The sequence below is a fragment of the Streptomyces sp. AMJ-169 genome (assembly GCF_055597585.1).
In genome coordinates this window covers 265,439-290,170 of sequence record NZ_JBVLTJ010000007.1, presented here as the reverse complement: position 1 = coordinate 290,170, position 24,732 = coordinate 265,439, and the positions used below count along the sequence as shown (strand labels likewise).

General features: G+C 72.6%; 18 protein-coding genes. 9 read left to right on the top strand and 9 right to left on the bottom strand.

Annotated elements, in window-relative coordinates; translation table 11 throughout:
- Window positions 1-238 precede the first annotated feature (238 nt).
- From ACYUD3_RS19650 to ACYUD3_RS19640, 3 genes are all read left to right on the top strand, one after another.
- Window positions 239-877 (top strand): zinc-dependent metalloprotease, encoded by a 639-nt coding sequence (locus tag ACYUD3_RS19650; RefSeq protein WP_470971584.1) that lies wholly within the window; start codon window positions 239-241, stop codon window positions 875-877.
- Between the two features lie 994 nt (window positions 878-1,871).
- On the top strand, window positions 1,872-3,104 hold the full coding sequence (locus ACYUD3_RS19645; protein WP_470971581.1) for an LLM class flavin-dependent oxidoreductase: 1,233 nt from the start codon (window positions 1,872-1,874) through the stop codon (window positions 3,102-3,104).
- Window positions 3,101-4,501, top strand: coding sequence for an LLM class flavin-dependent oxidoreductase (locus ACYUD3_RS19640; RefSeq protein WP_470971579.1), 1,401 nt, complete (start codon window positions 3,101-3,103; stop codon window positions 4,499-4,501). Before ACYUD3_RS19645 ends, ACYUD3_RS19640 begins: the two co-directional genes overlap by 4 nt.
- Here the strand turns inward: ACYUD3_RS19640 and ACYUD3_RS19635 are convergent.
- Window positions 4,452-5,285 (bottom strand): MHYT domain-containing protein, encoded by an 834-nt coding sequence (locus ACYUD3_RS19635; protein WP_470971576.1) that lies wholly within the window; start codon window positions 5,283-5,285, stop codon window positions 4,452-4,454. The genes ACYUD3_RS19640 and ACYUD3_RS19635 overlap by 50 nt on opposite strands.
- A 301-nt stretch (window positions 5,286-5,586) precedes the next feature.
- On the opposite strand from ACYUD3_RS19635, the gene ACYUD3_RS19630 reads away from it, so the two are divergent.
- Window positions 5,587-7,986 carry a M4 family metallopeptidase gene (locus ACYUD3_RS19630; protein ID WP_470971574.1) on the top strand — a complete coding sequence of 800 codons (2,400 nt, stop codon included), beginning with the start codon at window positions 5,587-5,589 and terminating at the stop codon, window positions 7,984-7,986.
- Between the two features lie 89 nt (window positions 7,987-8,075).
- On the opposite strand, the gene ACYUD3_RS19625 is transcribed toward ACYUD3_RS19630, so the two are convergent.
- Window positions 8,076-8,837, bottom strand: coding sequence for a dienelactone hydrolase family protein (locus ACYUD3_RS19625; RefSeq protein WP_470971571.1), 762 nt, complete (start codon window positions 8,835-8,837; stop codon window positions 8,076-8,078).
- Window positions 8,838-8,940: 103 nt separating this feature from the next.
- Window positions 8,941-9,561: an L-threonylcarbamoyladenylate synthase gene (locus tag ACYUD3_RS19620; protein WP_470971568.1), complete on the bottom strand. Its 621-nt coding sequence runs from the start codon at window positions 9,559-9,561 to the stop codon at window positions 8,941-8,943.
- A 144-nt stretch (window positions 9,562-9,705) separates the two neighbouring features.
- On the opposite strand from ACYUD3_RS19620, the gene ACYUD3_RS19615 reads away from it, so the two are divergent.
- On the top strand, window positions 9,706-11,160 hold the full coding sequence (locus tag ACYUD3_RS19615; RefSeq protein ID WP_470971565.1) for a helix-turn-helix domain-containing protein: 1,455 nt from the start codon (window positions 9,706-9,708) through the stop codon (window positions 11,158-11,160).
- Window positions 11,161-11,287: 127 nt separating this feature from the next.
- Here ACYUD3_RS19615 and ACYUD3_RS19610 read toward each other — a convergent pair whose 3' ends face one another.
- From ACYUD3_RS19610 to ACYUD3_RS19585, 6 genes are all read right to left on the bottom strand, one after another.
- Window positions 11,288-12,469: a cytochrome P450 family protein gene (locus ACYUD3_RS19610; RefSeq protein WP_470971966.1), complete on the bottom strand. Its 1,182-nt coding sequence runs from the start codon at window positions 12,467-12,469 to the stop codon at window positions 11,288-11,290.
- A gap of 95 nt (window positions 12,470-12,564) precedes the next feature.
- The gene (locus ACYUD3_RS19605; protein ID WP_470971562.1) at window positions 12,565-13,158 is read right to left on the bottom strand and encodes a GTP-binding protein; all 594 of its coding nucleotides are present in this window, start codon (window positions 13,156-13,158) and stop codon (window positions 12,565-12,567) included.
- A complete protein-coding gene (locus ACYUD3_RS19600; protein WP_470971560.1) occupies window positions 13,133-13,492 on the bottom strand; it encodes a DUF742 domain-containing protein in 360 nt (119 codons plus the stop codon). Before ACYUD3_RS19600 ends, ACYUD3_RS19605 begins: the two co-directional genes overlap by 26 nt.
- A complete protein-coding gene (locus tag ACYUD3_RS19595; RefSeq protein ID WP_470971558.1) occupies window positions 13,489-13,911 on the bottom strand; it encodes a roadblock/LC7 domain-containing protein in 423 nt (140 codons plus the stop codon). The genes ACYUD3_RS19600 and ACYUD3_RS19595 overlap by 4 nt, the downstream gene beginning before the upstream one ends.
- On the bottom strand, window positions 13,908-15,467 hold the full coding sequence (locus ACYUD3_RS19590; RefSeq protein WP_470971555.1) for an ATP-binding protein: 1,560 nt from the start codon (window positions 15,465-15,467) through the stop codon (window positions 13,908-13,910). Before ACYUD3_RS19590 ends, ACYUD3_RS19595 begins: the two co-directional genes overlap by 4 nt.
- Before the next feature lie 379 nt (window positions 15,468-15,846).
- The gene (locus tag ACYUD3_RS19585; RefSeq protein ID WP_470971553.1) at window positions 15,847-16,884 is read right to left on the bottom strand and encodes a GAF domain-containing protein; all 1,038 of its coding nucleotides are present in this window, start codon (window positions 16,882-16,884) and stop codon (window positions 15,847-15,849) included.
- 494 nt (window positions 16,885-17,378) lie between these two features.
- Between ACYUD3_RS19585 and ACYUD3_RS19580 the strand changes: the two genes are divergently transcribed.
- From ACYUD3_RS19580 to ACYUD3_RS19565, 4 genes are all read left to right on the top strand, one after another.
- Window positions 17,379-19,304 carry a beta-ketoacyl synthase N-terminal-like domain-containing protein gene (locus ACYUD3_RS19580; RefSeq protein WP_470971550.1) on the top strand — a complete coding sequence of 642 codons (1,926 nt, stop codon included), beginning with the start codon at window positions 17,379-17,381 and terminating at the stop codon, window positions 19,302-19,304.
- Window positions 19,301-20,836: an amino acid adenylation domain-containing protein gene (locus ACYUD3_RS19575; RefSeq protein ID WP_470971548.1), complete on the top strand. Its 1,536-nt coding sequence runs from the start codon at window positions 19,301-19,303 to the stop codon at window positions 20,834-20,836. Before ACYUD3_RS19580 ends, ACYUD3_RS19575 begins: the two co-directional genes overlap by 4 nt.
- Before the next feature lie 98 nt (window positions 20,837-20,934).
- Window positions 20,935-22,131, top strand: coding sequence for an NAD(P)/FAD-dependent oxidoreductase (locus tag ACYUD3_RS19570; protein ID WP_470971545.1), 1,197 nt, complete (start codon window positions 20,935-20,937; stop codon window positions 22,129-22,131).
- Between the two features lie 237 nt (window positions 22,132-22,368).
- On the top strand, window positions 22,369-24,705 hold the full coding sequence (locus ACYUD3_RS19565; RefSeq protein ID WP_470971543.1) for a sensor histidine kinase: 2,337 nt from the start codon (window positions 22,369-22,371) through the stop codon (window positions 24,703-24,705).
- The last annotated feature ends 27 nt before the right edge of the window (window positions 24,706-24,732 follow it).

Genomic DNA, 24,732 nt, shown 5'->3' with positions numbered 1-24,732 from the left:
TGGGGGTGCTGGGGGTGCTGGGGGTGCTGGGGGTGCTGGGGGTGCTGGGGGTGCTGGGGGTGCTGGGGGTGCTGGGGGTGCAGTCTGGGCAGGCGGGGCGGCTTCGGTCAGTGGTCACGCGGGCGGCGGCGGTGCGGCTCCGGGTGACGGTCGCACGGGCGCTGGCGGTGTAGTTCGGGGCGGCGGAGAGCGGAAGCCCGGTGTCAGCGGTGCGGCTCCGTTCGGCGGACGGCCCGGCGTGAGCGGTGCCGCTCCGGCCGACGGGCAGCCCGGCGCCAGCGGTACGGTTCCGGCCGGCCGACAGCCCGGTGTCTGCGGTACGACCCCGGTCGACGGAGCCACCCAGCACACAGCACTGCGCACCCTCGTCTCCCTCCTCCACGCCGAACACCTCGCGCTCCCCCCGGCCGTCCTGGACGTCCTCACCCCACCCGCGTTCCGGTACACGCGAGGTGAGGCGGCGTACGACACCTCCGCCGGGCGCGTCTTCGATCCGCTGGAGGCGGTCCGGGTCGCCGCGACGCTGGTGATCGAACCGCTGCTTGCGCCGACCCGCCTCAACCGGCTGGCCTGGCAGCACGCGCAGCACGCGCAGGACGCCGGGGTGCCGAGTGTCACGGAGGTCATCGGGGCGCTGCTGGGAGTGACGGGCGCCGGCTTGATCCAGGAGACGGCCAACTGGGCTGTGCTGCATGGGGTGTTGCGGGCGGCCGGGGGCGAGGGGTTGCACGCGGCGGTACGGGCCGAGGTAAGGGAGGCGCTGGGCGCGGCTCAACTTGGCGGACAGCGAGGTGAGTTGCTGAAGCGCTGGCTGACAGACCCGGCCTCGGTACGGCTCGACCCGGCGCCTAGGGTTCCGCCGGGGGCGCCTAACTGAGGCGGGCCGGTGTCTGGTGGGTTCGCCGGGGGTTGCTGCTGGGGGTGCCTGAGAGGTCGGCCGGTGTCCGGCGGGTCGCTGGGAGTTCCCGGCGAGGGTTTCCGAGAGGCCGGTCGGTGTCCAGCGGGCCGCCGGGGGTGTCCAAGATGTTGGCCGGTGTCTGGGGCGGGTCGTTGGGAGTTGTCGCTGGGGATGTCCGAGGGATCGGTCGGTGTTCAGCGAGTCTCTGGGAGTCGTCGCCGGAGGTGCTTAAAAGCTGGCCAGTGTCCGGCGGCCATCGGGAACTCTCGCCGACGGCTTCCGAGAGGCCGGTCGGCGTCCGGGCGCGCCGCTGGGAGTTGTCGCCGAGGGATCCGAGAGCCGACCGGTGTCCAGCGGGTCTCTGGAGTCGTCGCCGGGGGTGCCTGAGAGGTTGGCCGGTGTCTGGCGAGCCGCTGGGAGGTCCCGGCGAGGGTTTCCAAGAGGCCGCCCGACATCCAGCGAGCTGCCGGGGCGTCCAAGGAGTTGGTCGGTGTCCGGGGCGCGCCGTTGGGAGTTGCCGTCGAGGGGACCGAGAGCCCGGTCGGTGTCCAGCGGGCCGCCGGGGGCGTCCAAGATGCTGGCCGGTGTCCGAGGCGAGCCGCCGGGAGTTCTCGCCGAGGAGCACCCGAGAGGGCGACCCGTGTCAGCGCCGCCCCGAGAAGCCCCGGCATTCAGCAGCCCTCCCGAACCTCCGCCAACACCCCCCCGCCCCAATCCCCTTGACACCCTCCACTCCCCCCGACGTAAGTTGAACCGACCGCCCGTAACCCGAAACCGATCACCCCGACGGCCGGAGGCCCGATGCGTGCACGTAAGTCGCCGTCGCGCCGTGCCGCCGCAGGTACGCGGCTGATCATCCGGCGGCATGTCGACTACTGCCGCACCGCCTCCGCCGTCTGTCCTTCCGCACGCGTCTGAATCAGCGCCGGTCCCATACGACCGGCCCCCTCGCCGTGCCCGGAAGGAAACACCCATGTCCGCCCCACTGCGCCTCGCCGTCGAACTCGACGGTCACGGCGCGCACCCCGCCGCCTGGCGCCGGTCCGCCCACGGGCCCGCCGCCCCGCTCACCCCGAAACACCTCGCCCGGACCGCCGCCGCAGCGGAGAACGCCGGGTTCACCCTGCTCACCCTCGACGACAGCGCCCTGCCGCCCGGCGCCGGAGCGGCCGGGCGGATCGGGGCCGTCGAGCGTGCCGCGTACCTCGCGGAGACCACCTCCACGATCGGCATCGCCCCGATCGTCCCCCTCACCTACGCCGAACCCTTCCACGTCTCCAGCCAGTTGGCCTCCCTCGACCACATCTCACACGGCCGGGCCGGATGGGTCGTGAGCGAGGAGGAACACCCCGAGGCCGCCCGCGCGTGGGGGCGCGCCTTGGTGGGCGGCGCCGATACCAGGGCCCTAGCCGACGCGCGCGCCCTAGCCAACAGCGCCGACGCGCGGGCTCTGGCCGACGACTCCGACGCCCGCGCCCTAGCCGACGCCCGCGCCCTGTCCAACGGCGCCCACACGCGCGCCCAAGTCAACGCCCCCACCCCCCGCACCCGCGAATCCCAAGACGGCATCAAAGTCATACGCTCACTCTGGGACTCCTGGGAAGACGACGCGGTCATCCGTTCCGTCGCCACCAGCCGCTACCTCGACCGTGACCGCCTGCACTACATCGACTTCACCGGAGACACCTACACGGTGAAGGGCCCGGCGATCGTCCCCCGGCCGCCGCAGGGACAGTTGGTGGTGTTCGGGGACCCGGATCGGGTGCCCGCCGAGTTGCTCGACGTCGCGTTCCTCGGCGGGCGGAACACCGCCGGCCTACGGACCGCCGCCGCCGGCGCCGGCACCCCGCGCGTCTTCGCCGACCTCGAAGTCGCCCTGGACACCGACGAGTTGACGGCCGATCAGCGCGTCGCGGACCTCGACCGGCACACCCCCTGGCCCGACCGAGGACGGCTGCGCCACATCGGCTCCCCCGCCGGACTCGTCGCACTGCTGCGGGAGTTGGCGGAATTCGTCGACGGCGTACGGCTGCACCCCCTCGTCCTTGACGAGGACATCGAACCCCTGTCCCGCCTCGTCCTCCCCGAACTCTTCGCCAGCCGTACGGCGGTTCGCCCGCTCCCGGCGGCAACTCTGCGCGGACACCTGGGACTTGACCGGCCCGTGAACCGGTACGCGACGACGGCAGTGGAGGCGACCCGATGACCCGCACCGACCCCCTCGACGTCCCCCGCCCCCACGCGCAGCTGCACTTCGGCGTCTTCTTCCAAGGTGTCAACCACTGGACCATCTGGTCCGACCCCGCGAGCGGCTCGCAGATCGACCCGGCGAACTTCCGGAAGGTCGCGCGGACCGCCGAACGCGGGCTGTTCGACGCGTTCTTCCTCGGAGAGGGGCTGCGGCTGCGGGAGGTGGACGGGCGGATCCATGACCTCGACGTCGCGGGGCGGCCCGACGCCATCACGCAGCTCGCCGCGCTCGCGGCCGTCACCGAGCGGATCGGGCTCGTGTCGACGTCCAACACGACCTTCAACGAACCCGCCGACCTCGCCCGCCGCCTCTCCGGGCTCGACCTGCTCTCGGAGGGGCGGGCCGGCTGGAACGTCGTCACCACCGACAACGCGTGGACCGGTGCCAACTTCCGGCGCGGCGGATACCTCGACCACGCCGACCGGTACCGCAGGGCCGAGGAGTTCCTGACGGTCGCCCGCGCGATCTGGGACGGCGGCCAAGTCCGCCACCAGGGGCCGCAGTTCGACGTCGAGCTGACGCCCACGCTGCCCGCCAGTGCCCAAGGGCATCCCGTCATCTTCCAGGCCGGTGACTCCGGCGAGGGGCGGGACTTCGCGGCCCGCAACGCCGACGTCATCTTCTCCGCGCACGGCAACGACTTCGCCGACGCGCTGGCCTTCGCCGACGACATCAGGCGCCGGCTGCGGCTGGCCGGGCGGCCGGAGGACGACCTGCGCATCCTGCCCGGCACCGAGATCATCATCGGGGCGACGGAGGCGGAGGCGCTGGAGAAGAAGCGCTGGATCAGGCTCCAACAGGTCACCCCGGCAACGGCGTTGAACGTCGCCGGGCAGCTGTGGAACCGCGATCTGTCCGGCCGGGACGCCGACGGGCCGCTCCCCGCGGAGGACCCGGTCGTCGTCGGGAACGACGGCTCCTTCGGCGCCCGCCGCGTCGCCGACCCGCGTGCCGTCGTCGCCGAGTGGCGGCAGAAGGCCGAGGCCGGCGGCTGGTCGCTGCGCGAGACCGTCATCCACCTCGGCCCCCAGCGCGGGCACGTCGGCACCCCGGCGGGGCTCGCCGACAAGTTCGCCCGCTTCGTCCGGCACGGCGCGGTCGACGGCTTCAACGTCACGCCGTACCTGATCCCGGACGGGCTCGACGACATCGTCGACCTGCTGATCCCCGAACTCCAGGAACGCGGCGTCTACCGCACCGAGTACAGCGGCACGACGCTGCGCGAACACCTGGGCCTGCGGGAACCCCTCACAAAAAGAGAGCCGCTCGCAAAAAGAGAGCCCCTCACCGGAAGCGAACCCCTTACCCCCCGCTCCACGACCGCGCCCGCTCCCGAGCGGCTCGCGAGCTGACCTGCCCCCGACCCTCCTGCGCACCGGGGACGGCGGGCCTGTTCCACTCGCCGTCCCCGAGCACCAGCAGCGGATCGAACATCACCACCACCCCCGCGAGCAGCAGAAAGATCACCGGCCCGAGCAGCAGCGGCACCAGCAGCGAGGTCGGCGAGTTCCCGGCCCACGACGGCGTCGTCCCGTGCACGTGCACGCTCACCGCGGCCATCCCCGTGTAGTGCATCCCGGAGACCGCGACCCCCATCGCCAGACTCGCCCCCAGGCTCGCCAGGAAGCCCCGGACGGACACCGCCGCCCACAGCGCCGCCGTCGCCGCGCCGATCGCGATCAGCACCGACAGCCCCACCGTCAACGGGTCATACGAGACCGCCCCGTTGAGCTGGAGCGAGGCCATGCCGAGGTAGTGCATCGCGGCGACCCCGAGCCCGGTCACCACCCCCGCGAACGCCAGCGTGCGCCCGCTCGCGCCCCGGTAGCCGACGATGAACACCCCGACGCCGACGACGAGCACGGCGACGGCGAGGCTGAGCACCGTCAGGCCCACGTCGTAGCCGACCCGGGTCTCCACGACCCGGAAGCCGATCATCGCGACGAAGTGCATCGTCCAGATCCCGCAGCCGATCGACGCGGCCCCCAGCCCCAGCCAACCCGCCTTCCAGGAGCGGGAGTTCAGCAGCGACCTGACGATGCAGCGCAGGCCCAGCGCGCCGCCGAGGCAGGCCATCACATAGGCGGCCACCGGAGTCACCGCCCCGTAGCGGAACCCGTCGACCGTGCCTTCCATACGCCAACTCCCCCCAGAACCACGTGTGCACGAGATGTGCGCAATCGAAGTGTGTTCGATGGGGCGTCAGTAAGCGTGCGGTAACCGGAAATTGGTTCGAGATGGCATATTCGCAGGACAAGTACCGGGTTTCATGGGGGAGTTGGGGCGCCCGGTCCGTCCGTCATCGAGGGAAAACCCTTGACCCTCCGGGACTCTGCTGACATGACCCCGTCAAGATGTCATTCTCCCTGCCATCCGTCGCACAGCTCAGTCCCCCGCACGGCACCGCTCAACTCGCCCCGTGACCTGAGGAGTACGAGTGAGACGCAACCCCCGATCCCGCGCCACCGCGGCCGCCGCCCTGCTCTCGACCGCCGCCCTGCTCGCCGTCGGCGTCCAGACGGCCCCCGCCCTCGCCCAGCCCGCCACCCCCCACGCGGACGCGCTGCGCACCGGCTCCCTCCCCGCCGGTCTGACCCCCGCCCAGCGCACCACCCTCATCAAGGGCGCCGAGGCGAAGACGACCGACACCGCGCGCCAACTCGGCCTGGGCGCCCAGGAGAAGCTGGTCGTCAAGGACGTCGTCAAGGACAACGACGGTACCGTGCACACCCGTTACGAGCGCACCTACGCCGGGCTGCCCGTGCTCGGCGGCGACCTCGTCGTGCACACGCCCCCGGCCTCGCTCGCCGCCGGGACCGTCAGCACCACCTTCAACAACAACCGCCGTACGATCGCGGTCAAGTCGACCACCGCGGCCTTCGGGAAGTCCGCCGCCGAGACCAAGGCGCTCACGTCCGCCCGCTCCGTGGACGCGTCGGCCGCGCCCGCCGAGGGCGCCCGCAAGGTCGTCTGGGCCGCCGAGGGCACCCCGAAGCTCGCCTGGGAGACGGCTCTCACCGGCGTCCAGAAGGACGGCACCCCCAGCAAGCTGCACGTCGTCACCGACGCCACGACCGGCGCCGAACTCTCCCGCTGGGACGGCATCGAGACCGGCACCGGCAACAGCCAGTACAGCGGCACCGTCACCCTCAACACCACGCTGTCCGGCTCGACTTACCAGCTCTACGACACCACGCGCGGCGGCCACCGGACGTACAGCCTGAACAACGGCACGTCCGGCACCGGCACGCTGATGACCGACGCCGACGACGTCTGGGGCACCGGCTCAGGATCCAACACCCAGACCGCCGGAGTGGACGCCGCCTACGGCGCCCAGACGACCTGGGACTTCTACAAGAACACCTTCGGCCGCAGCGGCATCAAGAACGACGGCATCGCCGCCTACAGCCGCGTCCACTACAGCACCAACTACGTCAACGCCTTCTGGGACGACAGCTGCTTCTGCATGACCTACGGCGACGGCTCCGGCGGCACCCACGCGCTGACCTCCCTCGACGTCGCGGGCCACGAGATGAGCCACGGCGTCACCTCCAACACCGCGGGCCTCAACTACTCAGGTGAGCCGGGCGGGTTGAACGAGGCGACCTCCGACATCTTCGGCACCGGCGTCGAGTTCTACGCCAACAACTCCTCCGACGTCGGCGACTACCTCATCGGCGAGAAGATCGACATCAACGGCGACGGCACCCCGCTGCGCTACATGGACCAGCCCAGCAAGGACGGCTCGTCCGCCAACTCCTGGTACTCCGGCGTCGGCAACCTCGACGTGCACTACTCCTCCGGCCCCGCGAACCACATGTTCTACCTGCTCTCCGAGGGCAGCGGCACCAAGACCATCAACGGCGTCACCTACAACAGCCCGACCTCCGACGGCGTCGCCGTCGCCGGCATCGGCCGCGCCGCCGCGCTCCAGATCTGGTACAAGGCGCTGACGACGTACATGACGTCGTCCACCAACTACGCGGGCGCCCGTACGGCCGCCCTCAACGCGGCGGCGGCGCTGTACGGTTCGAGCTCCGTGCAGTACGCGGGCGTCGGCAACGCCTTCGCCGGGATCAACGTCGGCAGCCACATCACCGTGCCCTCGACCGGCGTCACCGTCACCAACCCCGGCAGCCAGTCCACCACGGTCGGCACCGCCGTCAGCCTCCAGGTCGCGGCCAGCTCCACCAACAGCGGCACCCTCACCCACACCGCCTCAGGGCTGCCGACCGGTCTGTCGATCAGCTCCAGCGGGCTGATCTCCGGCACCCCGACGGCCGCCGGGACTTACAGCACGACCGTCACGGTGACCGACTCCACCGGCGCCACCGGCACCGCCTCCTTCACCTGGACCGTCAGCGCCAGCGGCGGCGGCTCCTGCACCTCCGCCCAGCTGCTGAGCAACTCCGGCTTCGAATCGGGCAACACCGCCTGGACCGCCAGCAGCGGCGTCATCACCAGCTCCAGCAGCCAGGCCGCCCGCACCGGCTCCTACAAGGCCTGGCTCGACGGCTACGGCTCCACCCACACCGACACCCTCTCCCAGTCGGTGACCATCCCCAGCGGCTGCACCAACACCACGTTCACCTTCTACCTCCACATCGACACCGCCGAGACCACCACCAGCACCCAGTACGACAAGCTGACGGTCACCGCCGGTTCGACCACCCTGGCCACCTACTCCAACCTCAACGCGGCCAGTGGCTACGTACAGAAGTCCTTCAGCCTCGGCTCCTTCGCGGGCTCGACCGTGACCCTCACCTTCACGGGCGTCGAGGACTCCTCCCTCCAGACCAGCTTCGTCGTCGACGACACCGCCGTCACGACCGGCTGACCGGCTCCCCCCATGGGAAGGCGCTCGCGGCGGGCACGTCCGCCGCGAGCGCCTTTTGCCGCGTCAGCAACCTGTGCCGACGCCCGGCTTCACTTGCCCAGCGTCCGCGCGAACAGCGCCAGCAGCTCCGTCCAGTGCCGCTCCGCCGCCTCCTCGTTGTATGCAGAGGTGTCGGCCTGCGTGTAGCCGTGCTGCGCGCCCGCGTAGACCTCGGTGCGGTGGCGGACGCCGGCCTCGGCGAAGGCCTCGTCCAGGGCGCGGGCGTCGTCCGGCGTCATCGAGTCGTCGTTGTCGGCGTGCGCGAAGTACACCTCGGCCGTCACCTTGCCGGCGAGCAGGTGCGGGCTGTCGGGGGTGTCGCGCACCAGCCGGCCGCCGTGGAAACCGCCCACCGCCGCGACCCGCTCCGCGTGGTGCGCCGCGGTCTGGAGCGCCAGCCCGGCGCCCATGCAGTAGCCCGTCAGACCGACGGGACCGGCCGCGACCAGCGGGTTCTTTGCCAGCCAGCCCAGGTACGCGCCCGCGTCCTGCACCGCGCGCTCGGCCGTCAGCTGCTGCGCGACCGGCATGATCTGGCCGAAGATCTCGGCGCGCTGCGCGAAGTCGATGAAGTCGGGCAGGTCGAACACGGGGGCGCGGCCCGAGCGGTAGAACGCGTTCGGCACCAGCACGGCGTAGCCCTCGCCCGCCAGCCGGTCGGCCATCTTCTTCAGATGCGGACGCAGCCCGAACGCGTCCTGGTAGAGGAGGACCGCCGGCCGCGGGGTCCCGTCACCGGGGTGCGCGAAGTAGGCGTCGGCGACGCCGTCCTCGGTGACGATGTCCACGTTCGTGCCCTGTACGGAGGTCATGTCTGGGGGTGCCTCTCAACTCACACGGATTCAACAACCGGTGCCCATCGTCGCACTGCCGTCCAGTGCAACCGGAGACACCCCCCGCTCTTTGCCGCGCGCTTTACTCGAACCGCGCCGCGTCCCCGGCCCCGTACCGCACGACGACCGCCTCCCCGTCGGAGAAGTCCACGACCGTCGTCGGCTCGGTCCCGCACTCGCCGGAGTCCAGCACCCCGTCCAGGACGTGGTCCAGCTCGTCCTTGATCTGCCAGCCCTGCGTCATCGGCTCGTCCTCGCCGGGCAGCAGCAGCGTGCTCGACAGCAGCGGCTCGCCCATCTCGGCCAGCAGCGCCTGGGTGACCGTGTGGTCCGGGATGCGCACGCCGACCGTCTTCTTCTTCGGGTGCTGGAGCATCCGGGGCACCTCGCGGGTGGCCGGCAGGATGAACGTGTAACTCCCGGGCGTGGACGCCTTGATGGCCCGGAAGACGTTGTTGTCGATCTGCACGAACTGGCCGAGCTGGGCGAAGTCCTGGCACACCAGCGTGAAGTGGTGCCGGTCGTCGAGCTTGCGGATCGACCGGATCCGGTCGATGCCCTCCTTGCTGCCCAGCTTGCAGCCCAGCGCGTAGCAGGAGTCCGTCGGGTACGCGATCAGCGCACCGCCGCGGACCGCGTCGGCGACCTGCGTGATGGTGCGGGCCTGGGGGTTGTCGGGGTGCACGTCGTAGTACTTCGCCATTCGGCGAGCCTATCCGCAGCCGACGGGAGCCGCCCGACGGGGCCGGGGGGTGTCGTAACAGCCCGCGCGCACTGGCCGAACGACCGCGCACGGCCCCCTGCCCAACCCCGGTACCGTCTCCCCCGGGAAAGGAGGGCCGCCCGGATGCCCGCTCAGGACGGCACGGCACACTGGGCCGAGGAACTCCTCGCCCAGCTGAGACCCGGCCACGGCACCGAAGCCGTCACCGCCTGGCTGGCCCGCACCCTGGACGCCCGAGCGGCCCTGTACGACGCCCGGGGCGCCCTCGTCGCGGGCGAACCCCTGCCCCTCGACGGCACCCCCGCCGCCGACGTCCGCGCCGGCCGCCTCGCCGCCGCCTCCTGGCAGGACCCCGGCCGCGCCCTGCGCCTCGTCCGCGTCGTACGCCCCCGCCCCGAACCCCCCTGGCTGCTCGCCGTCGCCCGCGCCGCGCCCTTCGACGCCCGCGCCGCCGACGTCGTCGCCCACACCGCCGCCGTCCTCGGCGCCGTCCTGCGCGCCCGCGAGGCCGACGCCACCGAACGCCGGCTCGCCCGCGCCGCCGCCGACCTGCGGCTGGCCATCCTCCAGCTGCTGATGGTCGAGGACACCGTCGCCGCCCGCCGCGTCGCCGCCGGCCTCTGGCCCGGCCTCCTCGACACCGACACCGCCCGCGTCTACGTCGCCGAGTCCACCGTCGCCGACCGCGACCGGCTCGCCGAGGACTGCCTCACCGCGACCCGCGACCGCGCCCTCGTCGTCCGCTGCCCGGCGATGGACCCCCAGGTCATCCTCGTCGTCCCCGAAGCCGCCGCGGACGACGGGCTGCGCGCGCTCACCGGCCGCCGCCCCGGCACCTACCTCGGCGGCAGCGTCCCCCTCAGCCTCGGCCGCACCGCCACCGCCTACGGCCAGGCCGTCAGCGCGCTCGCCGTCGCCCGCCACCGCCCCGACCGCACCGCCATCTACACCGAACGCACCCACCCGCGCCGCCTCATGGACCCCGCCGCCCTGCACGCCTGGGCCGCCGCGCTGCTGCGCCCGCTCGACACCCTCCCGCACCACATCCGCGCCGAACTCCTCGCCACCACCCGCCTCGGCCTCGACTTCACCGCCGTCCGCGCTGCCCGCATCCTCGGCGTCAGCCGCAACACCGTCCGCGCCCGCATGGAACGCGTCGAGGCGCTGCTCGGCACCGACCTCACCGACCTGCCCGCCCGCGCCGCCCTCCACCTCGCCCTCACCCGCCAGGACCGCCCCGCCGGCGCCGCCCCGCCCGCCGCCCTCGCCGACCTCCTCGCCGCCCCCGCCCTGCGCACCTGGGCGCACGGCCTGCTCGGCCGCCTCGACACCGACCCGCGCGGACTGCGCCGCACCCTGCGCGCCTGGATCACCGCCCAGGGCAACGCCGAACGCGCCGCCCACACCCTAGGCGTCCACCCCCAGACCGTCCGCGACCACCTCCGCAGCGCCGAACTCATCCTGGAACGACGGCTGCTGGACCCGGGCGGCGATCTCTACGAAGTCGTCCTCGCCCATCTCGCCACCGGGGACATAGGGGCAAACCGGGGCGAGGCGGGCGGAGTTGTGCAGAAGTGAGCCACCGGCGGGCACGGTCGCGATTCACAACAGCGGCCGAACGCGCGTACGTTCACTCTCAGCGGGGTGCGACCAGCACGGGGGACCGGTCGCACCCCTCACCTCTGCGAAGGAGCACACCCTGGGGTCAGACCGCTCCGGGGTGGTCGGGGGTGCGGGCCGTGTAGCGGGCGGGCAGCGCCTTCAGGGAGCGGTGGAACGGGCCCGGCCGCCACTCCAGCCGGCCGCGCGGCAGCGCCGGTTCGAGATCCGGCAGCCACTGCATCAGCCGCTCGATCGCCTCCGTGACGATGAGCAGCGTGTGCTGCTTCACCGGGCAGGCATGCGGACCCGCGCCCCACGACAGGTGCGACGCGTCCGACGGATGCCGCCCGTCGGTCACCTCGCGCTCCGCGAAGTGCCCGAGCGCCCCGAACGACACCACCACCGGCACCGCGTCCCTGATCCACACGCCGTGGAACGCGAACGGCTCACGGGCGTAGTAGACGCCGTAGTTGGCGAGCGGCGTCTCGTGGTGCAGGACCTCCATCACCGCGTCCAGGACCGGGCGGGCGCCGCTCGTGAGGGTCGAGTAGTAGTGCGGGTTGCCGATGACCCGGGAGAGGGTGTTGGAGATGAGGTTCGACGTCGGCTCGAAACCGGCGGTGAGCGTCAGGAACACCTGCCAGGTGACCTCCTCGGTGGTCAACTGGGCCGGGTGGCCGAGGAGTTGGCTCGGCAGGTCGTCGCCGGGCCGCTCGGTCTTCGCGGCGATCAGGTCGAGGAGGTAGCCGGTGAACTCCGCCTCGCCGCCCGCCGCCTCGGCGCCGCCCTCCATCATGCGCGCGAGTCCCCGGTGCAGCCGCTCGCCCTGGCTGTCGGGGAGCCCGAACAGGTCGTTGAAGACCAGCGCCAGCAGCGGGCGCGCGAACTCCCCGACCAGGTCGGCCTCGCCGCGCGGCCCGATCCGGTCCACGATCAGCCGTACCGCCCGGTGCACGCGCGAGCGCAGGTCGTGCGGTTCGATCAGGCCGAACACGTCGATGAGGGTGGTGCGGTGGCGCAGGTGCTCGGCGCCGTCCGAGAACAGCGCGTTGGGCCGCCAGCGCATCATGCCGAGCACCGGCGCGTCGGCCGGCACGGTCTTCTCCCAGGCCCGCGGGTCGTGCGAGAACGTCTCGTCGTCGTGCAGCACCTCCAGCGCCGCCCGCCGGTCGGTCACCACGTACGCGGTCACCCCCGGCGCCAACTCCGCCCAGCCGATGGGGCCTTGGGCGCGCAGGGCCGCGTAGTAGCGGTACGGGTCGGCCGCGAAGCCGTCCTCCCACAGCCGGACCGGGGCGGAGCGGGCGAAGCCGTCACGGGCCTGCGGATACGGGCTCTGCGGAGAGAGGTCTTGCTGACGGCGGCTTTGCCGAGGGGCGGTCACCGGGCCTCCTTGGTGACGAGATGGTCGACCAGCGCGAGCAGCGCGTCGATCGAGGAGTTCGCGTCCCGCGCGTCGCACGTCACCATCGGCGTCCCCGGCTCCAGGTCCAGCGCCCGCCGCAACTGCTCCTCGTGGTGCCGGGGCGCGTCCGGGAACGCGTTGAAGGCGACGGCGTACGGCAGCCGGCTCTCCTCGACCAGGCCGAGGACGTCGAACGAGGCGTCGATGCGGCGGCTGTCCACCAGCACCAGCGCCCCCAGCGCCCCGTGCGCGATGTCCTCCCACAGATCCCGGAACCGCTCCTGTCCGGGCGTCCCGAACAGATACAGCACGACCCCGCCGGGCAGGCTCAGCCGCCCGAAGTCGATCGCCACGGTCGTCGTCGCCTTCTCCCGCACCCCCGCCAGATCGTCGACGTGCGCCGACGCCTGCGACAAGGGCTCCTCGGTGTGCAGCGGCCGGATCTCCGACACCGAGTCGATCAGCGTCGTCTTGCCCACCCCGAACGGACCCGCGACCAGGATCTTCACCAACTCCCGTGCGGTGTCCGGGAGATGCGGGGGACTAACGCTTGAGGGCGCGCAGGCCATCGGCCACTCTCTTCAGCAGATCGGGGTCGTAGTGCGCCGCCGCCGCGATCGGGGCGCGGGCCAGCAGCAGATCGCGGTCCAGCAGGTCGGCCGTCAGCACCCGCACCGCCGACACCGGCAGCCGCAGCACCGCCGCGGCCTCCACCAGCGCCAGCGCACCGCCCGACAGGGCGTCCAGCAGGGCGAGTTCGGCCGCCGGCAGCCCCTCGGGCAGCGGTGTGCCGCTGCGCGCCAGCACCGTCAGCCGCTCCAGGGCGGGCCGGCTCGGCCGCGCCACCCCGCCCGTCGACAGATACGCGGGCACGAGCGGCCGGCCGGCCTGGCGTCTCGTCATGCGGGCGCGGCACCCTCGGTCCCCCGTGGCGCCGCCGTCATCGCCTTCTCCCCGAGCCGCGCCACCTGCGAGTGCACCCGGTGCGCCAGCAGATCGAGCCGCACGTCGGCACTGCCGTACGCGGCGACACACGTCCCGTGGTCGGTGGGCACGATCAGGACGTACCCGTGGTCCGACTCGATGACGATCTGCCGTACGACGGCCCGGTCGGCGTCCGCGAAGGCGGCGGCGGCCGTGCGGCAGGCGCCCTGCACGGTGCTGGTGATCGCCGCGACCCGCTCCGCCGACGGCTGCGACAGCGCGTCGGTGTACCCCGTCACCAGTCCGTCCCGCGTCAGCATCACCGCGGCCACCACCTGCGGGACCTCGAGAATCGGCTCCAGCACCCAGGCCGTGTCGCCCGTGTCGGGGGTGGTCATCGCGCGCTGCCTCCTTCATGTTCGTGTTCGGCTTCGGAATCGGTGCGGCGCGGCGTCTCGGGCGCGCGCGACCAGTCGTGAGCGGGGGCCGGCCTCGGCGGCGGCGGGTCGTACCAGGGCTCGGCCGAGGCGACCGGTCTGGGGGAGGGGGTCGGGTCGGTGCCGTGTTCCGAGCGGGCCGCGGCCGTGCCCGACTGGAGGGCGCCCAGCGCGGCGGCCGACTCCTCCGGTGTCCGCGCGGGGCGCCGGGGCGTCGCCCACTCCTGGCCGCCGACCGGGCCCTGCGGCGCGGTGCTCGCGGTCTTCCTGCGACGCCTGCGCTGCGGGAGGTTGCCGAGATCTGCCGGGGTGTCGTCGGCGGGCGGCGGTACGTGGTCGGCGCGGCCGGCCGGCTCCGGGGCGGGGGAGTCGGTGCTGTAGGCATGGGTGGTGGGGGCCGGAGCCGGGGGTGCCGGGGGCCGGGGCGGCTGGGGGGCCGGCGTCTTGCGGGTGGTGCGCGGGGCGCTCGCCGACGGGGGGCGGCGGGACGGGTCGACGCTGGTCAGGAGGTGGGTACCGATGCGCAGGACGGCGCGGACGCCGCCGTAGGGGGAGACCGACGACAGGTCGACGGTCAGTTCGAACTGCCGGGTCAGGCGGCCGATCGCGGCCAGGCCCATGCGCGGGGGGTCGCCCAGCTCGGTCAGCAGGATCGGCGCGTCCCCGCCGACCAGCAGCTTGGCCCGCTCCCGCTCGTCACGCGTCATCCCGAGCCCCGCGTCGTCGATGGTCACGCACACACCGTGGTGCACGTGCTCCAGGCCGACGACGACGTCGGTGTCCGGCGCGGAGTGGCGCAGCGCGTTGTCGAGGAGTTCGGCGACGATGATCGCGACGGGCTCCACGGCGTGCGAGACCAGCGCTGTGCCGGGCTCCAGGTGGTTGTGGACCTTGACCCGGTGGTAGCCGGCGAGCCGGGCCTGGCCGCCGGTCACCGCGTCCACCAGATGCGACTCCTCGCGCGCGAGGCCCACCCACGCCCCGCACACCACGGCCGCGACCTGCGCCCGGCGCAGCGACTGCTCGTTCTCGTGGTCCAGGCGGAACAGGGTCTGGGCCAACTCCGGTTCGTCGTACTGCTGTTGGAGGCCGCGCAGGGCGTCCTGGAGGCGGTAGAGGGCCGCCTGGATCTCTCTTGTCGCGCCGCGCATTCCCGCCTGGGCCGCCGCGTCGACGCGGTCGCGCTGCGCGGTCACCTCCACGCGCAGGGCCTGGAGGACCTTCTCCAGCGCTATGCCCAGCGGGGTGCCTGCCGTCAGCGGCTGGAGCGGGCCCGGTATTTCCAAGTGGGGGTGGGCGAGTCTGCGGGCCGCCGCGGGGACCCTCAGGCCCGCCAGGTGTTCCACCTCTGCCGTGAACGCCCTTGCCGTGCCGTCGAGTTGGGTGCGGAGGGCGGTGATCTCCGCTCGCTGGCGGGCCTGGTGGCGGCGGGCGCGCAGGAGGCCGCCGGCCAAGGCGAGCGCGGACAGGGTGCCGGCGGCTAGGGCGCCGACGGCCAGGTCCGGTAGTTCGATCATCGGTTCGCGTTCCAGGGAGGGTCAGGGGTTCCGGGGACACGGGCTCGGTGCACAGTACACACCGTCATCGGGCGGTCTCGCACGGTCGAGCGACAGATCCTCCGGAAACGGGCCTGGTTCTGGGGGGTTCTGGGGGGAGTGTCGGAAATTCCTTGTGGGGTAAGGGAGTTGGCGGTGAACGCGGGGGGTGTCGGGGGCGTATGGGTGGGGGCGGGAGGTGCGTTTGGCGTGCCCTGGTGCGGTGGCGGAATGTTCTCGCCCCCGCCGCCCCTACCCTTCCCATCCTTTGAAGGGGCTGCCGCCCCTTCGACCCCGCGTCGGCCCTGAACGGGCCTTGTCCTCAAGCGCCGGACGGGCTGGATTCGGCTGGGGATTGTCCTCAGTGCCTCGGGCCGAAGAAGTCCACCGGCGTCCCCGGGGGTACCGTCGTGTTGAGTTGTTCGAAGCGTTGTTGGACGTTTGCCGCGAAGGCGTGGGACTGGGTGGCGTTGGTCTGGCCGCCTGCGTTCATGGCTACTGTCAGGATGCCGCTGACCGGGACTCCGGGGGACGTGCGGACCGGGGTGCAGAGGAAGTCGAACTCCTGGGGGGCCGGGGAGTCGTAGGTCTTGATGCGGCCGCCGTTGAGGGTGGTCGTCTGGCCGCTGCGGAACGCGTCGTCCATCGCGTTGAAGACGCCTATCGCCTCCAGGCCGGGCAGGACGTGGCGGCCCCGGCTGAACTGGGGGACCATGCCGAAGGCTTGGCCCTGCTTGCCGTTGGCGTAGCGCAGGAGGTGGTCGGGGCCCTCGGTGAGCATGATGGGGAAGGGGGCGCCGTCGAACACGGCGAACAGCTCCTGCTGCTGGGCCAGGAGGCTGTCGCGGAGGCGGAACTCCGACAGCAGCGTGTCGGCCAACTCCCGCATGCCTTCCCGGATCTGCGCGTCCCACGTACGGGGCTTGAAATCGGCCACGCAGACGGTGCCGAGGATCAGGCCGGTGTTGTCACGCAGCGGGGTGCCGAGGTAGGAGCGTACGCCGAGGTCGTTGACCAGTGCGTTGCCCTTGAAGCGGGGGTAGTCGAAGACGTCGTCGAGGGCGAGCTGCGAGCGCATCGCGACCGCGTGCGGGCAGAAGCCGTAGTCCCCGGGGGCTTCACGGGTGAGGTTGCTGAGGTCGAAGGTGACCGGGTTGCCGGCGGCGTCGGTGCGCGGGCCGTCCGGTTCGGTGGGGGGGACGAACATGCCGCGGAACATCTGCCGGTCGTCGTTGATGAAGTTGACCATGGCCAGCGGGGACTGGGTGAAACCGGCCGCAAGCCGTGCCACCCGGTCGAAGGTGGCCTCCGCCTCGACCGTATTGAGGCCGAGAATCTGCAACCGGAGCCTGCGCTGCTCGCCGGCGAGGCGGAGTTCTTCAGGTGAGAGGGAGTCCATGAGATCAGATCAAAGCAGAACTCGATGCGCCGCGAACCACCTCCCCGGGCGATCCGGGTCACTTCTGTCCCAGCCGTAACATGCCGGTCCCCGGCGGGGAATTGGCGAAAGCCGGTCTTGTGGACAGCGGGCCCGGCGGGGTTGACAGCACCTCAACTTCTGAGTCTGTCCAGCATTCGCCAGGTTTCAACCTGCGGCGATCACTTCCCGTCATTCCGCCGGGGGCCGTCGCGCGATGTCGTTGGGGCGTAAGACAATCGTGCGACGGGCGTGTTTTCGACGCTAGCGTGTTCGGCTCGCCATGTCATAAGGAATCGAAAATGTGTCCGAAAATGGGGTGTCGAGCCACCTCGGCGACCGTGCGCCTGTGAGGTGACGGGGGTGTTCCGGTCAGAGATGTTGCCGAGATCTCGTCGTCTTTTCGCCGTCCGACCGGCAAGATCAACACTTACTGCCGCGTAGGACGGTGGCCGAGTATGAATTGGAGTCATCTCATGAACAGCTGCGAGGCGGACGCCCGCTGCGTGGCGGTGATCGGCATGGCCTGCCGGCTGCCCGGCGCGGCAGGCGCCGATGAACTGTGGGAACTGCTGCTCGGCGCCGTGGACGCCACGAGCGAGACCCCGCCCGAGCGTTACGACGCGGGGGCCCTGTACTCCGAGAAGACCACCCCCGGCCGGCTGGCCAGCCGCCGCGCCGGCTATCTCCAGGGGGCCGGCGACTTCGACGCCGGCTTCTTCGGCATGTCCGAGGCCGAGGCCGGCCAACTCGACCCGCAGCAAAGGCTGCTGCTCATGTCCGCGTGGGAGGCGCTGGAGGACGCGGGCCTCCCCGCGAGCACGCTCGCCGGCACCCGGACCGGCGTCTGGGTCGGCAACGCCCGCGCCGACTACCTCGAACTCGCCCTGCGCCAGGGCGCCGAGGGCTCCGGCGCGGCCCAACTGCACAACTTCCGCTCGCTGCTGCCCGCCCGGCTCTCCCACTTCTTCGATCTGCGCGGGCCCAGCGTCGTCGTCGACACCGCCTGCTCCTCCTCGCTCGTCGCCGTCCACCAGGCCGTGCAGAGCCTGCGCGCCGGGGAGACCCCGGTCGCCCTCGCCGCCGGTGTGAACCTCGTGCTCCGCCCTGACGAGGGAATTGTCATGACCCAGGCGGGTGGGCAGGCCCGGGACGGCCGCAGCAAGTTCGGCGACGCCGCCGCCGACGGCCACGCCCCCGCCGACGCCGTCGGGGTCCTCGTCCTCAAGCGGCTCGACCGCGCGCTCGCCGACGGCGACCGCGTCCGCGCCGTCATCCGCGGCAGCGCCGTCGGCAACGACGGCCGCACCAGCGACAGCGTCCTCAACCCCTCGCTCCAGGGCCAGTTGGACGTGCTGCGCTGGGCGTACGAGGACGCGGGCGTCGACCCCGCCGACGTCGACTACGTCGAGGCCCACGGCTCCGGGTCGCCCGCCCTCGACCCGCTCGAACTCGGCGCGCTCGCCTCGGTGCTCGGCGAGGGACGGCCCGCCGGCCGGCCGTTGCTGGTGGGCTCGGTCAAGACCAACGTCGGACACGCGGAGGCGGCCGGCGGGCTCGCCGGGATCGTCAAGGCGATCCTCTGCCTGGAGCACGGCCGCATACCCGCGAGCCTGCACCTCACCACCCCGCGCCCCGACGTCGACTGGGACACCCTCACCGTCCCCGCCGCCGTCCACGAACTGGCCGACCGCGGCCGGCCCGCCCTCGCCGGGGTCTCCGGGCAGGGCTCCTCCGCGCTCAACGCCCACGTCGTCCTCAGCGCCGCCGCCCCGGCCAAGGGGCGCAGGAAGACCGCCGAGCACCCCTATGTACTGCCGCTCTCCGCGCGTAGCGCCGACGCCCTCGCCGAACTCGCCGCCGCCTACGCCCGCTACCTGACCGACGGGCCCGGGGCGGCGTACGCGGTGCGGGACATCTGCCACAGCGCCGCGCTGCGCCGCGAGCACCACACCGGGCACCGGACGGCCGTCGTCGGCGCCACCCACGCGGAGCTGGCCGCCGCGCTCACCGCGACGGCGAAGCAGCGGCAACTGCCGCCGCTCGCCCAGGAGTACGCGGCCGGCGGGGACGTCGAGTGGAAGGGCGCGTTCGGGCGGAGCGCGCGGTACGTGCCGCTGCCCGGCTACCCCTGGCAGACCAAGCGGTACTGGTCCGGCGAGGAACCCGAGCCCCAGGAGGGCGACCTCGCCGCCTGGGTGCTGCGCGAACACGCCCGCAGCGCCTTCGAGGACGGCTCCTCGCTCCTCGACATCGGCATCGACTCCCTCGCCAAACTCCGCATCATCGTCGAACTCGTCAAGCGCACCGGACAGGAGGTCGACCCCGAGGAACTCGGCCGGGTCCGCACCGTCGGCGAACTGCGCCGCTGGACCCGGGACTTGGGGGCGGTCGCCCGATGAGCCGACCGCACGATCTCTACGGCTGGTTCGCCGAGGCGGCGCGGCGACATCCCGGCGCGACGGCCCTCGAAGTGGCCGGGGACCAGCTGACGTACGCTCAGCTCCGTTCAGCGGCACAGGAGTTGTCCGGCGAACTCACCGGCGTCAGACGCGTCGGCCTCCTCGCCGCCCGCTCGCTGCCCGCCTACGCCGGCTGGCTCGCGGCGCTGAGAGCCGGGGCCGCGGTGGTCCCCCTCAACCCGGAACACCCCCCGGCCCGCACGGCGGAGATCATCCGGGAGGCCGCCCTGGACCTGATCCTGGCGGACGCCGCGGACGTGGGGGCGGACAGACAAGGGGGGGCCTTCGCGCAAGGGACCCCGCTCCTCCCCCTCACCCGGGAGGACATCCTCGACCGGGCCGCCCGCGAGACACCCCCGGCCCCCTACGACCCCCCGGCCCCCGACGCCCTCGCCTACCTCATCTTCACCTCAGGATCGACGGGCAAGCCCAAGGGCGTCCCCATCGCCCACGGCAACATCTGCGCCTACCTCGCCGATCTGGCCGGGCGCTACGACATCGGCCCCGGCAGCAGACTCTCCCAGAGCTTCGAGCTGAACTTCGACGGATCGGTGCACGACCTCTTCGTCACGTGGGCGGCGGGCGGAACGCTCGTGGTACCGCACCGCAACCAGCTCATCTCGCCGGTGAAGACGGTCAACTCCCTGCGGCTCACGCACTGGTTCTCCGTCCCGTCCCTCATCTCTTTCGCCGACAAGCTGGGCACCCTCACCCCCGGGGCCATGCCCACCCTCAAGTGGAGCGTCTTCGGCGGGGAGGCCCTCACCCTCGCCGCCGCCCGGCGGTGGAGCGCCGCCGCCCCCGCCGGCCGGATGGACGTCCTGTACGGGCCCACCGAACTCACCATCTCCTGCACCGGACACACCCTCCCCAGGGACCCGGCCGACTGGCCCGACACCCCCAACGGCACCGCGCCCATCGGAACTCCCCACCCCGGCGCGGAAGTCCTCCTGATCGACGAGGCCGGCCGCCCGGCCGACGCCGGCGAGCTGTGCGTGCGCGGCGCACTGCGCTTCGCCGGCTACCTCGACCCCGCCCAGAACGAGGGCCGCTTCCTCGACGAAGAGCTGCGCCCCGCCGACGGCCCGCCCCAGCCGGGCCACTGGTACCGCACCGGCGACCGGGTCACCCGGGGCGACGGGCACTTCGTCCACCTCGGCCGCACCGACCAGCAGGTCAAGATCCGCGGCCACCGCATCGAACTCGGCGAGGTCGAGGCCGCCCTGCGGCGCGGGGAAGGGGTCCGCGACGCCGCCGTCGTGGTCCTGCCGGCCCCCGACGGCGAGAGCGAACTCCAGGCCGCCGTCAGCGGAGACGGCTGCACCCCGGACCGGCTGTACCAGACGCTCAACGCCGAGCTGCCGGCGTACAAGATCCCCCGGCGCATCACCGTCCTCGACGCGCTGCCGCTCAGCGGCAACGGAAAGATCGACCGCCGGGCGCTGCTCACCGCGCTCGGGCACGGGGGCTGACACCCGGGGCTCCCCCCTTCTCCCCCTTCTTTCTTTGTCTTCTGCTTTCCCCAACCCCCCACACCCGTCCCCTTGTTGCCGACATGTAAGGCTCCGACATGTTCGACGCCATCGTGGTGGGTGCGCGCTGCGCCGGCGCGCCCACCGCCATGCTGCTCTCCCGCGCCGGGTACCGGGTGCTCCTGCTGGACAAAGCTCCGTACGGAAAAGACACCCTCTCCACCCATCTCCTGCACCAGCCGGGGGTCGCCGCGCTCGACCGCTGGGGACTGCTCGGCCGGCTGACCGCCACCGGCTGCCCGCCCATCGAGCGGGTGCGCTACGAGGTCGGGGACGTCCGCCTCGACGGCTGCGCCCGCGGCGTCGAAGGCCACCGCACCGCCTACGCGCCCCGCCGCACCGTCCTGGACCCGCTGCTCGTGGACGCGGCCGTCGAGGCGGGCGCCGAGTACCGCGAGCGCTGCGCCGTGGACGGCCTGCTGCACGACGACGTCACCGGCCGCGTCGTGGGGGTCCGGGGCACATACAAAGGAGAAACCTTCACCGAACGCGCCCACCTGGTGATCGGCGCGGACGGCATGAACTCCAAGGTCGCCCAGCTCGCCCAGGCCGCGACCACGGTCGAGGACGACCGGCTGACCTGCGCCTACTACGCGTACTACCCGAACCTCACCGACATGCTGGAACTGTACGAATCCCCCGGCAGCTGGGTCGCCGCCGTCCCCACCCACGGGGACGCCACCCTCGTCCTCGCCTACTTCCCGCAGCGCCGCTACGACGAGCTGCGCAAGGACGGCGAGGTCCGCGCCGCCGCCTACCTCCGGCAGCTGCGCGACACCGCGCCCGGCCTGTACGAACGGGTCGCGGGGCGCCGTCCGTTGGAGAAGCTCACCGGGACCGGCAGCCAGCGGAACTTCTTCCGCCAGGCCACCGGGCCCGGTTGGGTGCTCGCCGGCGACGCCGGGCACCACAAGGACTCCATCACCGCGCGCGGCATCAGCGACGGTTTCCGCCAGGTCGGCCTGCTCACCGAACGCCTCATCGGCAGCCTCGGCGAGGACCCCGCCCGGCTCGACAGGAACCTCGCCGACTTCGCCGCCGAACGCGACCGGCAGCTCACCGACGGTTACGAATCAACCCTCGCCGCCGCCCGCCTCGACCCGCACGAACAGCGCCTGTCGCTGCTGCGGGCGGTGCGCCGGGACGAGGAACTCACGTCGATCTATTTCGACGTCGTTGCCGGAATCGCCCCGCCGAGTTCGCTCTTCACACCCCGCCTGCTCGCCCTGCTGTGACCCATTGCCCGCACCTGCCCGCTTCGGCGGGCTTGTGCCCCCACTTTCCGGGCCTGTCAACTGTGCCGTGACGTGCGGAAGTTGCCCCAGGCGTATGCTGACGCTGCGCCATGATCCTGATACGGTGCAGCTCATCGCCGACATTCGAACACGCCGAGTGAACCGGCGGCGAGGTAGCCCGGCACTTCGCCTACCCGTCCGCCCGCCCAGGTGTTTCGCTGCTGTACGAGGAATCAGATGCCAGGCATCCGCGACCGGCGGACCCGATACCGCTCCGCCACCCGCAGTCCGCTGCGCTCCTCGTTCGTCGTCCCCTTCGTGGTCCCCGCGGTCTGTCTCACCTGCCTGTGGGGCGTCACGGCGGCGGCCCTGGCCGACGAGCAGAGCGCGGCCCGCGCCGACGCCCCCGGCGTGAGCGCCCTCACCCTGCCCGCCCACGACGTGCCCGACCGGCTGCGGACCGAGCGCGGACGCACCGCCCTCTGGCACACCGACGCGCGCCCCGAGCACCGCACCGCGCCCGGCTCCCTCCAGGACGGCGACCCGGCGGCCACCGCCCGCGAGGACGGCCTCGTCACCGCGGTCCTCGCCTCCGGCCGCCTCTCCACCGCCGAACGGGACCTCTTCGAGGAGTACCTGACCCTCCGCCACCAGGCGACGGCGGCCTTCACGGACGCCTCCACCACCACCTACGACGCCGCGGCCGCCCCGGCCGGTTCCGTGAACCAGGCCACACAGCCCGTCGCCGCCCTCATCGGCGTCCGCGCCGACGCCCTCCTGCTCGGCGCCGCCATCGGAGCCGTCGCCGCGCTCGCCGCCGTCTCCGCCGCCTGGCTCGTCGCCCGCCGCAAGCGCCACGCCCTCCTCGCCGATCTGCACGAACTCCACACCCACACCGAGGAGCTGGCGAGCCGCCGGCTGCCCGAACTGCTCAGCAGGATCGAGCGCGGCGAACGCCCCGACCCGGCGGACACCCTCACCCGGCAGCGCCGCAGGCGCGGCTCCGAGGAGGTCGCCAAGCTCGCGGCCGTCATCGACCGCGTCGGCCTCGCCGCCGCCGACACCGCGATCCGCCAGCACATGGGCCGCGAGGGCACCGAGAAGGTCGTCGCCCAGCTCATCCGGCGCACCCAGATCCTGCTGCACCGCCTCATCGCCCTCCTCGACGACCTGGAGCGCAAGCACGAGGACTCCGACCTGCTGCACGACATCTTCAAGGTCGACCACCTCGCCACCCGCGCCCGCCGGCACGCCGAGAACCTGATGATCCTCAGCGGCACGCCCACCGGCCGCCGCACCCACGCGCCCGTCCCGATCACCGACGTGATGCGCGCGTCCGTCGCCGAGACCGAGGCGTACACCAGGGTCAAGGTCAAGAACGCGCCCGCCGACCGCCGTACCGCGCTCGCCGCGCGCGCCGTGTCCGACGTGACGCACCTGCTCGCCGAGCTGATCGAGAACGGCACCAGCTTCTCGCCGCCGGACACCCAGGTCGCCGTCAGCGCGATCCGGGTCGCCAAGGGGCTCGCCATCCACGTCGAGGACCACGGCCTCGGCATCCCGCCCGCCCAGCGCCACCACGCCAACCAGCTGCTCGCCCACCCGCCCCGGCTCGACCTCACCGCGCTCGGCGAGGACCCGCGCCTCGGCCACTTCGTCGTCGGCAAGCTCGCCGAACGGCACGGCATCAAGGTCGAGCTGCGCGAGTCGGTCTACGGCGGCACCCTCAGCATCGTCCTCGTCCCGGCCGAACTCCTCGAAGAGGTCGGCTCGCCGGTCCTCGACCAGCTCCAGGCCGCGACCGCCGCCTCGTTCGGCACGCTGGGCCAGGGGGAGCGCATGGGTCTCGCCGCCGAGCCCGCCGCGAACCCCGTCGAACAGGTCCTGGTCGGCGCGGGCGCCGTCCCCGTCGGCTCCGACCTGCCCACCCACACCCGGATACCCGAGTACGACGGCTTCCCCGAGTACGCGGGCGCGGGCCTGCTGCCCCCGGTCGCCGCCGGCCACCCCGAGCCGATGCCCGCGTACGAGCCGGTGCCCGTGTACGAGCCCGCCCCCGAGCCGATGCCGTCGTACGCGCCCGCGCCCCACCAGGACCCGGAGACCACCGGCTCCTACCGGATGCCACCGCCCGCCGACCCGTACGCCTACCCCCCGCGCTCCGCCGCGCCCGAAGGGGCGGGCCTGTACGTCCCGGAGGGTTCCGGCAGGTACACCGAGCAAGCGGTTTCCGCGCCGTACGGGGCGTACGGGACCCCCGGACCCGCGTACACACCCGAGCCCCCTCCGTCGTCGTACGGACCCGCCGGCACCCCCTACGGCGAGCCGCCCGAGCCCTCCGGACCGCTGATGACCCCTGAGGTCCTCCCGCGCCGCACCCGCGGGGCCGCCCTCGCGCAGCAGCTGCGCAAGGAGGCCAGCCAGTTCGAGGGGGGCGAGGAGCCGGACGAGAGCGTCATCTCTCCCGATGTGTCGGCCCGCGCGCTGAGCGCCATCCAGCGAGGCCTGAAACGAGCGCAGACACCCGACGCGGACCCACCCCGCACCGGGCGGTTCGACGACGGAAGGCCCTGATGCACACCGATTGTGAAGGAACTTTAC

Coding starts and splice junctions, on each gene's coding strand:
- ACYUD3_RS19645 (WP_470971581.1), top strand. CDS start 1,872: ATGTCCGCCCCACTGCGCCTCGCCGTCGAACTCGACGGTCACGGCGCG.
- ACYUD3_RS19640 (WP_470971579.1), top strand. CDS start 3,101: ATGACCCGCACCGACCCCCTCGACGTCCCCCGCCCCCACGCGCAGCTG.
- ACYUD3_RS19635 (WP_470971576.1), bottom strand. CDS start 5,285: ATGGAAGGCACGGTCGACGGGTTCCGCTACGGGGCGGTGACTCCGGTG.
- ACYUD3_RS19625 (WP_470971571.1), bottom strand. CDS start 8,837: ATGACCTCCGTACAGGGCACGAACGTGGACATCGTCACCGAGGACGGC.
- ACYUD3_RS19620 (WP_470971568.1), bottom strand. CDS start 9,561: ATGGCGAAGTACTACGACGTGCACCCCGACAACCCCCAGGCCCGCACC.
- ACYUD3_RS19615 (WP_470971565.1), top strand. CDS start 9,706: ATGCCCGCTCAGGACGGCACGGCACACTGGGCCGAGGAACTCCTCGCC.
- ACYUD3_RS19605 (WP_470971562.1), bottom strand. CDS start 13,158: ATGGCCTGCGCGCCCTCAAGCGTTAGTCCCCCGCATCTCCCGGACACC.
- ACYUD3_RS19600 (WP_470971560.1), bottom strand. CDS start 13,492: ATGACGAGACGCCAGGCCGGCCGGCCGCTCGTGCCCGCGTATCTGTCG.
- ACYUD3_RS19595 (WP_470971558.1), bottom strand. CDS start 13,911: ATGACCACCCCCGACACGGGCGACACGGCCTGGGTGCTGGAGCCGATT.
- ACYUD3_RS19590 (WP_470971555.1), bottom strand. CDS start 15,467: ATGATCGAACTACCGGACCTGGCCGTCGGCGCCCTAGCCGCCGGCACC.
- ACYUD3_RS19585 (WP_470971553.1), bottom strand. CDS start 16,884: ATGGACTCCCTCTCACCTGAAGAACTCCGCCTCGCCGGCGAGCAGCGC.
- ACYUD3_RS19580 (WP_470971550.1), top strand. CDS start 17,379: ATGAACAGCTGCGAGGCGGACGCCCGCTGCGTGGCGGTGATCGGCATG.
- ACYUD3_RS19575 (WP_470971548.1), top strand. CDS start 19,301: ATGAGCCGACCGCACGATCTCTACGGCTGGTTCGCCGAGGCGGCGCGG.
- ACYUD3_RS19570 (WP_470971545.1), top strand. CDS start 20,935: ATGTTCGACGCCATCGTGGTGGGTGCGCGCTGCGCCGGCGCGCCCACC.
- ACYUD3_RS19565 (WP_470971543.1), top strand. CDS start 22,369: ATGCCAGGCATCCGCGACCGGCGGACCCGATACCGCTCCGCCACCCGC.